This window comes from Nocardioides pacificus, from assembly GCF_054775955.1.
Window position 1 is genome coordinate 1,105,072 of sequence record NZ_BAAHCI010000005.1, and the last position, 15,468, is coordinate 1,120,539.

Consider the following 15,468-nt stretch of genomic DNA (forward strand, 5'->3'; position numbering starts at 1 on the left):
AATCTGACATGGGTCTCGAAGAGAAGCTGCCGAGCGGGGTCCTCCTGACCTCGGTCGAGGGCCTCGCCGGCTACATGCGCAAGGTCTCGTTCTGGCCGGCGTCGTTCGGCCTGGCCTGCTGTGCCATCGAGATGATGACCAGCGGTGGCCCCAAGTACGACCTCGGCCGCTTCGGCATGGAGGTCTTCCGTGCGAGCCCCCGCCAGGCCGACCTGATGATCGTCGCCGGCCGGGTGAGCCAGAAGATGGCCCCCGTCGTGCGCCAGATCTACGACCAGATGCCCAACCCCAAGTGGGTGCTCGCGATGGGTGTGTGCGCCAGCAGCGGCGGCATGTTCAACAACTACGCGATCGTGCAGGGCGTGGACCACATCGTCCCCGTCGACATGTACCTCCCCGGCTGTCCGCCGCGCCCGGAGATGCTCATCGACGCGATCCTCAAGCTCCACGACCAGGTCCAGAACACCAAGATGGGTGTCAACCGGGCCAACGAGATCATCGAGCGCGAGAACGAGGGCCTGCGCGCTCTCCCGACGTCCGACATGCGAGGGCTGCTGCGGTGAGTGACGACAAGCGGATCGACAAGGGGCCGGAGCAGCCCGCGTCCGAGCAGTCGCCGGAGAACCAAGTCCCCGCCCAGGCGGGCGAGGTCGAGCGCATCGGCACGCGCGTCGGCATGTTCGGCGTGCGCGGCAGCGGGGACACCTCCGGCTACGGCGGCCTGGTCCGTCCGGTCGTGATGCCCGGTGCGACGAGTCGCCCCTACGGCGGCTGGTTCGACCAGGTGGCCGACGCCCTCGAGGCTCGCCTCTCCGGTGGCGGCATCACGAACGCCATCGAGAAGGTCGTGGTGCACCGCCGCGAGATCACCTTCCACGTACGTCGTGAGGACATCGCCGCTGTGGCGTCCGCGCTGCGTGACGACCCGGCGCTGAAGTTCGAGTTCTGCTCCGGCGTGAGCGGGGTGCACTACCCCGAGGACACCGGACGCGAGCTGCACGCGGTCTACCACCTGCTCTCGATGACCCACAACCGCCGGATCCGCCTCGAGGTGTCCTGCCCCGACGCGGACCCGCACATCCCCTCGATCATCGCGGTCTACCCGACGGTGGACTGGCACGAGCGCGAGACCTGGGACTTCTTCGGGATCATCTTCGACGGACACCCGGCGCTGACCCGGATCCTGATGCCCGACGACTGGCCCGGGCACCCGCAGCGCAAGGACTACCCGCTGGGCGGCATCCCGGTGGAGTACAAGGGCGGCACCATCCCGCCGCCGGACCAGCGGAGGTCGTACAACTGATGAGCACCACGAACAAGCCGGGCCACGGCGAGGACATCTTCGCGGGCGCCAACGAGACCTCCCAGGGACGCGTGTTCACCGTCACCGGGCAGGACTGGGACTCCCTGGTCCAGGACATCTCCAGCGAGGCCGCCGACGAGCGGGTCGTGGTCAACATGGGACCGCAGCACCCGTCCACCCACGGCGTGCTGCGACTGATCCTCGAGCTCGAGGGCGAGACGGTCACCGAGGCCCGCTGCGGCATCGGCTACCTGCACACGGGCATCGAGAAGAACATGGAGTACCGCTCCTGGGTCCAGGGCGTCACGTTCTGCACCCGGATGGACTACCTCTCCCCGTTCTACAACGAGGCGGCCTACGTCCTGGGCGTCGAGCGGCTGCTCGACATCGAGGACGACATCCCCGAGAAGGCCTCGGTGATGCGGGTCCTGCTCATGGAGCTCAACCGGATCTCCTCGCACCTGGTCGCCATCGCGACCGGTGGCATGGAGCTCGGCGCGCTGACCGTGATGACGATGGGCTTCCGCGAGCGCGAGCTGGTGCTGCACCTGTTCGAGCTGATCACCGGCCTGCGGATGAACCACGCGTTCATCCGCCCCGGCGGCGTCGCCCAGGACATGCCCCCGGGTGCTCTGGACGAGATCCGCGACTTCATCGCGCTGATGAAGAAGCGTCTGCCCGAGTACGCCGCGCTCTGCAACGCGAACCCGATCTTCAAGGGACGCCTGGAGAACATCGGCCACCTCGACCTCGCCGGGTGCCTGGCGCTCGGCATCACCGGCCCGGTGCTGCGCTCGACCGGCTATGCCTGGGACCTGCGCAAGACCGAGCCCTACTGCGGCTACGAGACCTACGACTTCGACGTCCAGACCTGGGACACCGCGGACTCCTACGGCCGCTTCCGGATCCGGCTCAACGAGATGTCCGAGTCGCTGAAGATCATCGAGCAGTGCGCCGACCGGCTCGCCGGCCTCGAGGGCGCTCCGGTGATGATCGGCGACAAGAAGATCGCGTGGCCCAGCCAGCTCGCCATCGGCAGCGACGGCATGGGCAACAGCCTCGACCACATCCGCCACATCATGGGGGAGTCGATGGAGGCGCTGATCCACCACTTCAAGCTGGTGACCGAGGGGTTCAAGGTGCCGGCCGGTCAGGCCTACGCCGCCGTCGAGTCACCGCGCGGCGAGCTCGCGTGCCACGTCGTCTCGGACGGCGGCACCCGCCCGTTCCGGGCCCACTTCCGCGACCCGTCGTTCACCAACCTGCAGGCGACGAGCGTGATGGCTGAGGGCGGCATGGTCTCCGACATCATCGTGGCGATCGCCTCGATCGACCCCGTCATGGGAGGCGTGGACCGCTGATGCTCAGTCCAGAGACGTACGCCGAGCTGGAGCAGGTGGCCGCGCGCTACCCGCAGCCGCGCTCCGGCCTGCTGCCGATGCTCCACCTGGTCCAGAGTGCCGAGGGCCGCGTGACGGCGGAGGGCATCGAGGCCTGCGCCGAGATCCTCGGCATCTCCGCGGCCGAGGTCAGCGGGGTCGCCACGTTCTACACGATGTACAAGCGCCGCCCGGTCGGCGACTACCACGTCGGGGTCTGCACCAACACGCTGTGCGCGGTGATGGGCGGCGACAAGATCTTCGCCGACCTCAAGGACCACCTCGGCGTCGGCAACGACGAGACCACCGAGGACGGCAAGATCACCCTCGAGCACGTCGAGTGCAACGCGGCCTGCGACTACGCCCCCGTGGTGATGGTCAACTGGGAGTTCATGGACAACCAGACGCCCGACTCGGCGCGTCAGCTCGTCGACGACCTGCGCGCGGGCAACGAGGTCCACTCCACCCGCGGGCCCAAGCTCTGCACCTGGCGCGAGGCCGAGCGCGTGCTCGCCGGCTTCCCCGACGACCGCGCCGACGAGGGCCCGGGCGCCGGGCCCGCCTCGCTCGCGGGGCTCGAGATCGCGCTCGAGCGCGGCTGGACGGCTCCCTCGACCGAGGCGGCCGGCGCTGCGTCCCTGACCGGATCAGCGGTCGAGGCCAGCGAACGCGCCGACACCTCGCGCGCGGAGACCGAGACCAAGATCGCCGAGTCGCCGGCCGACCTGGCCCACGACAGGGACGACAAGCCCGGGGAGGAAGCGAAGTGACGGACATGCTGACCCCCGTCCTCACCGCCAACTGGGGGGCCGACCGCAGCTGGACCCTCGAGTCCTACGAGGCCCACGACGGGTACGTCGGGCTGCGCAAGGCGCTGGGCGTGGCCCCCGACGACGTGATCACCGCCGTGAAGGACTCCGGTCTGCGTGGACGCGGCGGCGCGGGCTTCCCCACGGGCATGAAATGGGGCTTCATCCCGCAGGACAACCCGAACCCGAAGTACCTCGTCGTCAACGCCGACGAGTCGGAGCCGGGCACCTGCAAGGACATCCCGCTGATGATGGCCAGCCCGCACACGCTGGTCGAGGGCGTGATCATCAGCTCCTATGCCATCCGGGCCAACACGGCGTTCATCTACGTGCGCGGCGAGGTCCTCCACGTGGTCCGCCGCCTGCAGCGCGCCGTGCAGGAGGCCTACCTGGCCGGTCACCTCGGCAAGAACATCCACGGCAGCGGCTACGACCTCGACCTGATCGTGCACGCCGGCGCCGGGGCCTACATCTGCGGCGAGGAGACGGCACTGCTCGACTCGCTCGAGGGCCGGCGCGGACAACCGCGTCTGCGTCCGCCGTTCCCCGCGGTCGCCGGTCTCTACGCCAGCCCCACGGTGGTCAACAACGTCGAGTCGATCGCCTCGGTGCCCAGCATCGTGCGCAACGGCCCGGAGTGGTTCGCCTCGATGGGCACCGAGAAGTCCAAGGGCTTCGTCATCTACTCCCTGTCCGGCCACGTGGCCCGCCCGGGGCAGTACGAAGCCCCGCTGGGGATCACCCTGCGCGAGCTCATCGACCTGGCCGGCGGCATGCGCCACGGCCACGAGATGAAGTTCTGGACGCCCGGTGGCTCCTCCACCCCGCTGCTGACCGCCGAGCACCTCGACATGCCGCTGGACTACGAGGCCGTCGGCGCGGCGGGCTCGATGCTCGGCACCCGCGCCCTGCAGATCTTCGACGAGACCGTCTGCGTCGTGCGCGCGGTGCTGCGCTGGACCGAGTTCTACAAGCACGAGTCCTGCGGCAAGTGCACCCCGTGCCGCGAGGGCACGTGGTGGCTCGCCCAGACGCTCGCGGCGCTGGAGAAGGGGCAGGGCACCGAGGACGACCTCGAGCTCCTGCTCGACCAGTGCGACAACATCCTGGGCCGGGCGTTCTGCGCGCTGGGCGACGGCGCGACCAGCCCGATCTCGTCGTCCATCCAGTACTTCCGCGACGAGTACCTCGCCCACCTGACCCACGGCGGCTGTCCGTTCGACCCCGCAGCCGCCACCGCCTTCGCGCCGAGCACGGCGCAGTCGGGAGCGCCCGCATGAGCACCACCCCCGACCGGGCCGGCGTAGCCGACGACCTGGTCACCCTCACCGTCGACGGGGTGCAGGTCAGCGTCCCCAAGGACACGTTGGTGATCCGCGCCGCCGAGCAGGTCGGCGTCCAGATCCCGCGCTTCTGCGACCACCCGCTGCTCGCTCCGGTCGGCGCCTGCCGCCAGTGCCTGGTCGAGGTGCCCGACGCCGGCAACGGCCGTGGCTTCCCGAAGCCGCAGGCCTCCTGCACGCTGCAGGTGGCCGACGGCATGGTCGTCAACACCCAGGCGACCAGCGAGGTCGCCGACAAGGCGCAGCAGGGGATCATGGAGTTCCTGCTGATCAACCACCCGCTCGACTGCCCCGTCTGCGACAAGGGCGGCGAGTGCCCGCTGCAGAACCAGGCGATGTCCAACGGCCGCGGCGAGTCGCGCTTCTCGGCCGGTGGCGGGGTCAAGCGGACCTTCCCCAAGCCGATCAACATCTCCGCCCAGGTGCTCCTCGACCGGGAGCGCTGCGTGCTCTGCGCCCGCTGCACGCGCTTCTCCGAGCAGATCGCCGGCGACCCCTTCATCGCGCTCATCGAGCGAGGCGCCCTCCAGCAGGTGGGCATCTACGAGAAGGAGCCGTTCGAGTCCTACTTCTCGGGCAACACGATCCAGATCTGCCCGGTCGGGGCCCTGACGAGCGCGGAGTACCGCTTCCGCTCGCGCCCCTTCGACCTGGTCTCCACCCCGTCGGTCGCCGAGCACGACGCGTGCGGCTCCGCGATCCGCGTCGACCACCGACGCGGCCGGGTGATGCGCCGCCTGGCGGGCAACGACCCGGAGGTCAACGAGGAGTGGATCACCGACAAGGACCGCTTCGCGTTCAACTACACCCGCACCGCTGACCGCCTCGCGCACCCGCTGGTGCGCGACGAGGAGACCGGCGAGCTGCGTGCCGCCTCCTGGCCCGAGGCCTTCGCCGTCGCCGCCCGCGGTCTCGCCGCGGCCGGTGCCTCGGCCGTGCTCACCGGTGGCCGCGTCACCGCCGAGGACGCCTACGCCTACAGCGCGTTCGCCCGGGTCGCCCTCGCCACCAACGACATCGACTTCCGTGCTCGCCCGCACTCGGCGGAGGAGGCGGCCTTCCTGGCGTCCCACGTCGTGCTCACCGGTCCCGGTGGCGGCGGCGTCACGTACGGCGACGTCGAGGGCTCGCGCACGGTCGTCCTGGCCGGCTTCGAGCCCGAGGACGAGGCCGGCACGATCTTCCTGCGGCTGCGCAAGGCCAGCCGCAAGGGCACGCGGGTCGTCACGCTCGCGCCGTACACCAGCCGCGGCTCGCACAAGCTCAACGCGCGCGTCGTGCCCACGGCCCCGGGCGACGAGCCGGACGCGCTCGCCGCGCTGGCCGGCGACGAGGCCGCCGCGCTCGGCGCCGACAGCCTGATCATGGTGGGGGAGCGCCTCGCGACCGTGCCCGGTGCCCTCACCGCGGCCCTCGAGCTGGCCCGCAGGACCGGGGCCAAGCTCGCCTGGGTCCCGCGCCGTGCGGGGGACCGCGGGGCCGTCGAGGGCGGCTGCCTGCCCAACCTCCTGCCCGGTGGCCGACCGGTCGCGCAGGCCGCGGCCCGCGTCGACGCCGCCACCGCGTGGGGCGTCGACCGGCTCCCCGACGCGGAGGGCCGTGACGCCGACGCGATCGTCGCCGGCCTCATCAGCGGAGAGCTCGGCGGTCTGGTCGTCGGCGGGGTCGACCCGCGCGACCTGCCCGACCCGGAGGCGGCCCGCGCGGCCGTCGCCGCCGCGCGCTTCGTCGTCAGCCTCGAGCTGCGCGACACCGAGATCAGCCGGGCGGCCGACGTGGTCTTCCCGGTGGCAGCGGTCACCGACAAGGCCGGCACGTTCGTCACGTGGGAGGGACGTCCGCGCCCCTTCGACGCGGTCTTCGAGGACCCGCGCGCCCTGCCCGACCTGCGCGTGCTCGCCGGCATCGCCGAGGAGCTCGGCCGCCCGCTGGGCTTCCGCACGGTCGCGGAGGTCCGCACTCAGATGCAGCAGTTCGGTGCCTGGGACGGCGAGCGGGCAGCAGCGCCTGTTTCCCAGCCGCTGTCCCAGCCGATGTCCCAGCCTGCGGGGCAGCCGGGGACCTTCGCCCTGGCGACTTGGAAGCAGCTGCTCGACAACGGCTCGATGCAGGACAACGACAAGTACCTCCACGCCACGGCCCGTCGCGCCGTCGCCCGCCTCCCGCGCGCGACGTACGACGAGGTGGGCCCGACCGTCACCCTCACCGGTGACCGTGGGTCCGTCACGCTGCCGGCGGAGCCGGGCGACCTGCCCGACGGCGTGGTCTGGGTGCCCAGCAACTCCTTCGGCAACGGCGTCCTCGCCGACCTCGCCTCTGCGGGCAGCCGGGTCACCGTGAAGGGAGCAGATCAGTGATCTCGACCAGCGCGATCGTGCTGGCGGCCGAGGAGCCGCTCCAGCAGTTCGGCAAGGACCCGTGGTGGCTGATCATCACGAAGGTCGTCCTGATCTTCGTGGTGCTGCTGCTGCTCACCCTGTTCAACATCTGGTTCGAGCGTCGCGTCGTGGCCCGGATGCAGCACCGCATCGGCCCCAACGTCAACGGTCCTTTCGGTCTGCTGCAGTCGTTGGGTGACGCGCTCAAGCTGATCTTCAAGGAAGACATCATCCCCAAGGGTGTCGACAAGGTCGTCTTCCTGCTGGCGCCGGTGATCGTCGTGATCCCCGCCTTCGTGACGTGGGCCGTGGTGCCCTTCGGGCCCGAGGTCGGGCTCCCGTTCACCGACCGCACCACGATGCTGCAGCTGACCGACATGCCGGTCGCGGTGCTCTTCGTGCTCGCGATCGCCTCTATCGGGATCTACGGCATCGTCCTGGGCGGCTGGTCCAGCGGGTCGCCCTACGCCCTGCTCGGCGGGATGCGCTCCAGCGCCCAGATGATCTCCTACGAGGTCGCGATGGGCCTCGCGCTCGTGGCGGTCTTCCTCTACGCGGGCTCCATGTCGACCTCGGAGATCGTCGAGGCGCAGAGCGACCTGTGGTTCGGGCTGATCCTCTTCCCCTCGTTCGCGATCTTCGCGATCTCGATGGTGGGCGAGACCAACCGCGCGCCCTTCGACCTCCCCGAGGCCGAGGGCGAGCTGGTCGGCGGGTTCCACACCGAGTACTCCTCGATGAAGTTCGCGCTGTTCTTCCTCGCCGAGTACATCAACATGGCGACGGTCTCCGCGATCGCGACCACGCTCTTCTTGGGCGGCTGGCACGCGCCGTTCTGGATCGACGAGGTGTGGGCCGGCGCCAACGAGGGCTACTGGCCGCTGCTGTGGTTCCTCGGCAAGGTGCTGTTCTTCATCTTCGTCTTCATCTGGCTGCGCGGGACCCTGCCCCGGCTGCGCTACGACCAGTTCATGGCGTTCGGCTGGAAGGTGCTGATCCCGGTCTCGCTGGTCTGGATCGTCGCCGTCGCCACCGTCCGCGCCGTGTCGCTGGACGGCGGGGTCGACCGGGAGTACCTCCTGATCGGCATCGGCGTGCTCGCCGCGCTGATGGTGGTGCTGTTCTTCGTCGGCGACAAGGAGGACCCGGACGCCGAGGAGAACGAGGCCGCCGAGCGCCTGGTCGCCAACACCGGCACGGGCTTCCCCGTGCCGCCGATGCCCGCCGGGGGTGCGGTCCGCGGTGCGGCCCGTCCCCTGACCTTCGACAAGTCCGGTGACCCTGTCGGGTCGACGGCGACCCGAACGGGTGAGGAGATCTGATGGCTGAGTCAAAGGGACTCAAGGAGCAGTTCTGGGACCCGATCGCGGGCTTCGGGGTGACCTTCCGGACGATGTTCCGCAAGGTCGTCACCGAGGAGTACCCGTTCGAGAAGGTGCCCACGGCGCCCCGCTTCCACGGCCGGCACCAGCTCAACCGCTGGCCCGACGGCCTGGAGAAGTGCATCGGCTGCGAGCTGTGCGCCTGGGCGTGCCCGGCCGACGCGATCTACGTCGAGGGTGCCTCCAACACCGAGGATGAGCGGTTCAGCCCCGGTGAGCGCTACGGCCGCGTCTACCAGATCAACTACCTGCGCTGCATCCTGTGCGGACTGTGCATCGAGGCGTGCCCCACGCGCGCGCTCACGATGACCAACGAGTACGAGCTGGCGGACAACAACCGCGCCGACCTCATCTACGAGAAGTCCGACCTGTTGGCGCCGTTGCTGCCCGGCATGGAGCAGCCGCCGCACGCGATGCTCCTCGGCGACGACGAGGGCGACTACTACCGCGGCACGTTCCGCTCGCCCGACGCGGCTCCCGAGCCCACCGTCGGTGGCACCTCACTCGACAAGGAGGCCGGTCGGTGACCGCTTTCTGGATCCTCGCCCCGGTCATGGTGATCGCGGCGCTGGGCATCCTCTTCGTGCGCAAGGCGGTCCACGCGGCCCTCCTGCTCGCCGTGGTCATGATCAGCCTCGCGGTGCTCTACGCCGTGCTCGAGGCGCCGTTCCTCTTCGCGGTGCAGATCATCGTCTACACCGGCGCGATCCTGATGCTCTTCCTCTTCGTGGTGATGCTTGTCGGCGTCGACGCGTCGGACTCGGTCGTGGAGACGATCCGCGGCCAGCGCGCGATGGCCGTCGTCGCCGGGCTGTTGCTCGCCGTCGTCCTCGCGATCGGCCTCGGCCAGATCTCGCTGGGCACGGCGGTCGGCCTCGAGGAGGCCAACTCCGGCGGCAACGTGCAGGGGCTGGCCAACATCCTCTTCTCCCGCTGGGTCTTCATCTTCGAGACCGCGTCCGCCCTGCTGATCACCGCCGCCGTCGGCGCCATGGTCCTCGCCCACCGCGAGCGGCTCACGCCGAAGCCCGGCCAGCGCGAGCTGGCCGCCGAGCGGATGCGTGCCTACGCCGAGACCGGAAAGCACCCCGGGCCGCTGCCCGCGCCGGGCGTCTACGCCCGCCACAACGCGATCGACACCCCGGCGCTGCTGCCCGACGGCAGCGCGGCACCCACGTCGATCTCCCGGGTGCTCGCCGCCCGCGGCTCGGTCCGCACCGCGCCCGTGGACGCGGAGGAGATCGAGACCTTCGAGCGCCAGGTCGAGGGCGGCCTCTCAGGGGCCCCGAAGATCACCGGCCACACCAGTGCGGCCGGAGGCGAGGAGACACCGATGAGCGCACCCCCTCAGGCTGAGGGCGCGACGGGCGACACCACCGGCAGCATGAAGGAGGACGGTCGATGAGCGTCACGCCCTACATCGTCCTCTCGGGGATCCTGTTCTCGATCGGGACGGTCGGAGTGCTCACCCGCCGCAACGCCATCGTGGTGTTCATGTGCGTCGAGCTGATGCTGAACTCCTGCAACCTCGCGCTGGTCACCTTCGCCAAGCAGCACGGCAACCTCGACGGTCAGATCGCGGCGTTCTTCGTGATGGTCGTCGCCGCCGCCGAAGTCGTGATCGGGCTCGCCATCATCATGACCATCTTCCGCACCCGCCGGTCGGCCTCGGTCGACGACGCCAGTCTGCTGAAGTACTAAAGGGAGACGGACCTTGTCGAACCTTTTCTCCGAGGGCGGCCATGCCCTCGTGCCGGTGATCGCACCGGGCGACGCCGAAGGCGTCCTCGCCCTGACCTGGCTGGTGATCGCACTGCCGCTCGCCGGCGCCGCGATCCTGCTGCTCGGCGGACGTCTCACCGACCGTTGGGGTCACCTGCTCGGCACGGCCACCTCGGTCGGGTCGTTCGCGGTCAGCCTCACGATGTTCTTCGAGCTCCTCGGCCGTGACGCCGGGGACCGACAGATCGAGCAGCAGCTGTTCACCTGGTTCGAGGCCGGCGGCCTCGAGGTGGGGATGGACCTGCTCTACGACCCGCTGGCGGCGCTCTTCCTGCTGCTGATCACCGGCGTCGGCTCGCTGATCCACATCTACTCGATCGGCTACATGGAGCACGACGCGCGCCGTCGCCGCTTCTTCGGCTACCTCAACCTGTTCGTCGCGGCGATGCTCACGCTGATCCTCGCGGCCAACTACCTCGTCCTGTTCCTGGGCTGGGAGGGCGTCGGCCTCGCGTCGTACCTGCTGATCGGCTTCTGGCAGCACAAGCCCTCCGCAGCCGCGGCGTCGAAGAAGGCGTTCGTGATCAACCGCGTCGGCGACATGGGCATGGTGCTCGCGATCTCGCTGATCTTCGTCACCTTCGGGACCATCTCGTTCGCAGGCGTCAGCGAGGTCGCCGGCGAGGCGTCCGAGAACACGATGACCGCGATCGGTCTGCTGCTGCTGCTCGGCGCCTGCGCCAAGTCGGCGCAGGTCCCTCTGCAGGCGTGGCTGCTCGACGCGATGGAGGGCCCCACCCCGGTGTCGGCCCTGATCCACGCCGCAACCATGGTCACCGCGGGTGTCTACCTCGTGACGCGGTCCAACTTCATCTTCGAGAACGCTCCCGTCGCCCAGACGGCCGTCGTGATCGTCGGAGTCGTGACGCTGCTGTGGGGTGCGGTCATCGGTTGCGCCAAGGACGACATCAAGAAGGCGCTGGCCGGCTCCACGATGAGCCAGATCGGCTACATGATGCTCGCCGCGGGTCTCGGCACCGCCGGCTACGCGTTCGCGATCTTCCACCTGCTGACGCACGGCTTCTTCAAGGCCAACATGTTCCTCGGCGCCGGCTCGGTCATGCACGGCATGGACGACGACGTCGACATGCGCCACTACGGCGCGCTCAACAAGGCGCTGCCGGTCACCTTCGCAACGTTCGCGATGGGCTACCTGGCGATCATCGGCTTCCCGGGCTTCGCCGGCTTCTGGTCCAAGGACAAGATCATCGAGACCGCCTTCGCGGAGAACACTCTGGTCGGTCTGGCTGCACTGCTCGGCGCCGGCATCACCGCGTTCTACATGACCCGGCTGATGCTGATGACGTTCTTCACCAACAAGCGCTGGGCGCCCGAGACGCACCCGCACGAGTCGCCCAAGCTGATGACGTTCCCGCTCATCGTGCTCGCGGCGCTCTCCGTCCTCGGTGGCTTCCTCCTGCTCGGCAACTGGATCGTCGACTGGCTCTCGCCGGTCGTCGGCACCGCCGAGCACCACGACCTCCCCGTCGCGCCCATCGTGATGACGCTGATCGTGACCCTGGTGGTCGCGGTGGGTGTCGCGATCGCCTGGCTCCTCGTCGGACGCAACCCCGTGCCGCGCGAGGCGCCCAGCGACGTGTCGTTCGCGACCCGCGCCGCCCGGGCCGACCTCTACGGCGACGCGATCAACGAGGGACTGGTGGTTGCCCCCGGCCGGTCGCTGGTCGGTGGCCTCGCCGTCCTGGACCGCGTCGGCATCGACGGCACCGTCGAAGGCGGCTCCGCCGTGGTCGGCGGTCTCTCCCAGCGCCTGCGCCGGGTGCAGAACGGCTTCGTCCGCTCCTATGCCCTCTCCCTCCTCGGCGGCGTCCTGCTCGTCGTCCTGGCCCTGCTGGCGGTGACCCTCGTATGAACGACTTCCCCTGGCTCACCACGATGATCGTGGTGCCGCTCATCGGCGCCGTCGTCGTTGCTGTGATGCCCCGCAACCCGGGCGCCGCGCTGACCAAGTTCGTGGCCCTCGGCTTCTCGCTGGTCACGCTGGTCGTCGCCGGTCTGATGACCTCGGTCTACAACGTCGGCGACGGCATGCAGCTCGAGGAGACCCACGAGTGGATCGGCGCCCTGGGCGTCCACTACGCCGTGGGCGTGGACGGCCTCGGCCTCGTCATGCTGCTGCTGACGGTGTTCCTGGTGCCCGTCGTGATCGGTGCCGCCTGGCATGACGCCGACGGCCCGGTCGCCGGCCTGAGCGGCGGCCGCAGCACCAACACGTTCTTCGCCTGGATCCTGGCGCTCGAAGCCGCCGCGCTCACGGTGTTCGCCGCGACCGACGTGTTCCTCTTCTACGTCGTGTTCGAGGCGACGCTGATCCCGGCCTACTTCCTGGTGGGTGGCTTCGGCGGTGCGGGCCGTGCCCGCGCCGCGGTGAAGTTCCTCGTCTACCAGCTGGCCGGCGGCCTGATCATGCTGGTCTCGGTGATCGGCCTCTACGTCATCTCCGCCGACGCCGGCTCCCCGTCGTACCTGCTGAGTGACCTGGCCGCCCTGGACATCGGGGTCAACGAGGGCCGCTGGCTCTTCCTCGGCTTCTTCATCGCCTTCGCGATCAAGGCGCCGCTGTTCCCGGTGCACACCTGGCTGGCGGACACCACCGCGACCGCGACCCCGGGGACCAGCGTGCTGCTGGTCTCGATCCTGGACAAGATCGGCACCTTCGGGATGATCCGCTTCTGCCTGGGCCTCTTCCCCGAGGCCTCGCAGTGGGCGACCCCCGTGGTGGTGGTGATCGCGCTGATCTCGATCGTCTACGGCGCGCTCGTCGCGATCGGCCAGGACGACATGCTGCGCCTGATCGGTCTGACCTCGCTGTCGCACTTCGGGTTCATCGTGCTGGGCATCTTCGTCTTCACCTCGCAGGGCGGCACCGGCGCGATCCTCTACATGGTCAACCACGGGCTCGGCACCGCCGCGCTCTTCCTGGTCGCCGGCTACCTGATCCGCCGCCGGGGCACCGCCTCGATCCGCGCGATCTCCGGGGTCGAGAAGACCGCCCCGGTCCTGGCCGGACTGTTCCTGGTGGCGGGACTCGCGACGCTGGGCCTGCCGGGCCTCTCGCCGTTCGTCTCCGAGTTCATGGTGCTGCTGTCGGCCTTCGACCACGCCTGGTGGGCGGGGGCGATCGCCGTGACCGGCATCGTGCTGGCCGCCATCTACATCCTGTGGATGTACCAGCGCACGATGACCGGTCCCGAGCGCCCGGAGAACGTCGGCATGCCCGACCTGAGCCGTCGCGAGATCGGCGCGGTGGCCCCGCTGGTGGCCGCGCTGCTCGTCTTCGGCTTCTACCCGATGCCGCTGCTCGACGTGATCAACCCGGTCGTCGAGACCACCCTGGAGCACGTCGGAGTGACCGACGACGATCCGACCGTCCCCGCCGCCGACCCCTCGGGGAACGGCGGGAACGCCCCGGCTGAGGAAGGCTCGCACTGATGGAGTTCATCAAGCCCACGATCGAGTACTTCGAGCTCTCGCCGCTGCTGATCGTCCTCGGCGTCGCGGTGCTCGGCGTCCTGGTCGAGGCGTTCCTGCCCCGGGCGCGACGCTTCCTGGTGCAGACCGTGCTCGCGGGCGTCGGCCTCGTCGCCGCCTTCGTCGCTGTCGTCTGGGTCGCCGGAGACGTCGAGGAGCACGCCGACGGCGCCGCTCGCGGCCTGATCTCGGCCGGCGGCTCGCTGGTCGTCGACGGTCCCACGCTCTTCCTGTGGGGACTGATCCTGCTGCTCGCCGTCGGTGGGGTGCTGCTCTTCGCCGAGCGACGCCTCGAGGGAGGCCTGACGGGCTTCACCGGCCAGGCCGCCGCCCTGCCGGGCAGCGAGGCCGAGCGTGAGGGATCCTCCCTCGGCATCGAGCACACCGAGGTCTACCCGCTGCTGATGTTCTCGGTGGCCGGCATGCTGCTGTTCCCGGCGTCGGGCGATCTGGTCACGATGTTCGTGGCCCTGGAGGTCCTCTCCCTGCCGCTCTACCTGCTGACCGGCCTGGCGCGTCGTCGCCGTCTGCTCAGCCAGGAGGCGGCCCTGAAGTACTTCCTGCTCGGCGCGTTCTCGTCGGCGTTCTTCCTCTACGGCGTCGCCCTGATCTACGGGTACGCCGGCACGATGGACTTCGCGGGCATCGACGCCGCCGTCCGTGGCGGCGGGGAGAACGAGACCCTGCTGCTCATCGGCATGGGCATGCTGGCCGTCGGCCTGCTGTTCAAGGTCGGCGCCGCGCCGTTCCACGCCTGGACCCCCGACGTCTATCAGGGGGCCCCGACCGCGCTGACGGCGTTCATGTCGGCCGGCACCAAGGTCGCTGCGTTCGGAGCGATGCTGCGTCTGTTCTATGTCGCCTTCGGCTCCGACCGCTGGAGCTGGCAGCCGATGTTCTGGGTCATCGCGATCCTCACGATGGTCGTCGGCGTCGTGCTGGCGATCACCCAGACCGACATCAAGCGGATGCTGGCCTACTCCTCGGTGGCCCACTCGGGCTTCCTGCTCGCCGGCGTGCTCGGCGTGCGCGGTGCCGCGGAGGTGGGCGAGGGGTCGATCACGTCCCTGCAGGCGGTGCTGTTCTACCTCGTGACCTACGGCTTCGCGGTGCTCGGGGCGTTCGCGGTCGTCACGCTGGTGCGTGACAGCGGCGGCGAGACGACCCACACCGACCGCTGGGCAGGGCTCGGCAAGGAGTCCCCGGTGGTCGCCGGTGTCTTCGCGGTCTTCCTCCTCGCGATGGCGGGCATCCCGCTGACGTCCGGCTTCGTCGGCAAGTGGGCGGTCTTCGCGGCCGCCGGCTCCGCAGGCGCCTGGCCGGTCGTGGTGGCCGGTGTGCTGACCAGCGCCGTGGCGGCGTTCTTCTACGTCCGCGTCATCGTGCTGATGTACTTCTCCGACCCGATCGGCGAGGGCCCGGCCGTCACCGTGCCCTCGGTCCTGACCGCCGTCGTCATCGGCGTGTCCGTCGCTGTGACCATCGTCCTGGGCGTCGTGCCCGGCCCGGTTCTGGATCTGGCCGGGCATGCGGGAGAATTCATCAGGTGACCGCAGACTCTGCTATCAACGCGGCCCCCGACGGGCCCCCCGAAGGTGTC

The 15,468-nt window shown here is 69.8% G+C and carries 13 protein-coding genes; all 13 read left to right on the forward strand.

Features of this window, described 5'->3' with window-relative positions:
• Positions 1 to 8: 8 nt before the first annotated feature.
• The 13 genes from ACYU7L_RS07895 to nuoN are packed head-to-tail and all read left to right on the forward strand — an operon-like array spanning position 9 to position 15,418.
• Positions 9 to 563 (forward strand): NuoB/complex I 20 kDa subunit family protein, encoded by a 555-nt coding sequence (locus ACYU7L_RS07895; RefSeq protein WP_460794794.1) that lies wholly within the window; start codon positions 9 to 11, stop codon positions 561 to 563.
• Positions 560 to 1,303, forward strand: a complete 744-nt coding sequence (locus ACYU7L_RS07900) for an NADH-quinone oxidoreductase subunit C (protein ID WP_460794796.1) — start codon at positions 560 to 562, stop codon at positions 1,301 to 1,303. Before ACYU7L_RS07895 ends, ACYU7L_RS07900 begins: the two co-directional genes overlap by 4 nt.
• Positions 1,303 to 2,664 (forward strand): NADH-quinone oxidoreductase subunit D, encoded by a 1,362-nt coding sequence (locus ACYU7L_RS07905; protein ID WP_460794798.1) that lies wholly within the window; start codon positions 1,303 to 1,305, stop codon positions 2,662 to 2,664. The genes ACYU7L_RS07900 and ACYU7L_RS07905 overlap by 1 nt, the downstream gene beginning before the upstream one ends.
• Positions 2,664 to 3,452 (forward strand): NADH-quinone oxidoreductase subunit NuoE, encoded by a 789-nt coding sequence (gene nuoE, locus ACYU7L_RS07910; protein ID WP_460794800.1) that lies wholly within the window; start codon positions 2,664 to 2,666, stop codon positions 3,450 to 3,452. Before ACYU7L_RS07905 ends, nuoE begins: the two co-directional genes overlap by 1 nt.
• A complete protein-coding gene (gene nuoF / locus ACYU7L_RS07915; protein WP_460794802.1) occupies positions 3,449 to 4,771 on the forward strand; it encodes an NADH-quinone oxidoreductase subunit NuoF in 1,323 nt (440 codons plus the stop codon). Before nuoE ends, nuoF begins: the two co-directional genes overlap by 4 nt.
• Positions 4,768 to 7,191, forward strand: a complete 2,424-nt coding sequence (locus ACYU7L_RS07920; RefSeq protein WP_460794804.1) for an NADH-quinone oxidoreductase subunit G — start codon at positions 4,768 to 4,770, stop codon at positions 7,189 to 7,191. Before nuoF ends, ACYU7L_RS07920 begins: the two co-directional genes overlap by 4 nt.
• Positions 7,191 to 8,534 (forward strand): NADH-quinone oxidoreductase subunit NuoH, encoded by a 1,344-nt coding sequence (nuoH, locus tag ACYU7L_RS07925; protein WP_460796612.1) that lies wholly within the window; start codon positions 7,191 to 7,193, stop codon positions 8,532 to 8,534. Before ACYU7L_RS07920 ends, nuoH begins: the two co-directional genes overlap by 1 nt.
• Positions 8,534 to 9,121 carry an NADH-quinone oxidoreductase subunit NuoI gene (gene nuoI / locus ACYU7L_RS07930; protein WP_460794806.1) on the forward strand — a complete coding sequence of 196 codons (588 nt, stop codon included), beginning with the start codon at positions 8,534 to 8,536 and terminating at the stop codon, positions 9,119 to 9,121. The genes nuoH and nuoI overlap by 1 nt, the downstream gene beginning before the upstream one ends.
• Positions 9,122 to 9,147: 26 nt before the next feature.
• Positions 9,148 to 9,999 carry an NADH-quinone oxidoreductase subunit J gene (locus tag ACYU7L_RS07935; protein WP_460796615.1) on the forward strand — a complete coding sequence of 284 codons (852 nt, stop codon included), beginning with the start codon at positions 9,148 to 9,150 and terminating at the stop codon, positions 9,997 to 9,999.
• A complete protein-coding gene (gene nuoK, locus ACYU7L_RS07940; protein ID WP_460794808.1) occupies positions 9,996 to 10,295 on the forward strand; it encodes an NADH-quinone oxidoreductase subunit NuoK in 300 nt (99 codons plus the stop codon). Before ACYU7L_RS07935 ends, nuoK begins: the two co-directional genes overlap by 4 nt.
• 55 nt (positions 10,296 to 10,350) lie before the next feature.
• Positions 10,351 to 12,249, forward strand: a complete 1,899-nt coding sequence (gene nuoL / locus ACYU7L_RS07945; protein WP_460796619.1) for an NADH-quinone oxidoreductase subunit L — start codon at positions 10,351 to 10,353, stop codon at positions 12,247 to 12,249.
• Positions 12,246 to 13,829 carry an NADH-quinone oxidoreductase subunit M gene (locus ACYU7L_RS07950; RefSeq protein ID WP_460794810.1) on the forward strand — a complete coding sequence of 528 codons (1,584 nt, stop codon included), beginning with the start codon at positions 12,246 to 12,248 and terminating at the stop codon, positions 13,827 to 13,829. Before nuoL ends, ACYU7L_RS07950 begins: the two co-directional genes overlap by 4 nt.
• The gene (nuoN, locus tag ACYU7L_RS07955; protein ID WP_460794812.1) at positions 13,829 to 15,418 is read left to right on the forward strand and encodes an NADH-quinone oxidoreductase subunit NuoN; all 1,590 of its coding nucleotides are present in this window, start codon (positions 13,829 to 13,831) and stop codon (positions 15,416 to 15,418) included. The genes ACYU7L_RS07950 and nuoN overlap by 1 nt, the downstream gene beginning before the upstream one ends.
• Positions 15,419 to 15,468: the final 50 nt, after the last annotated feature.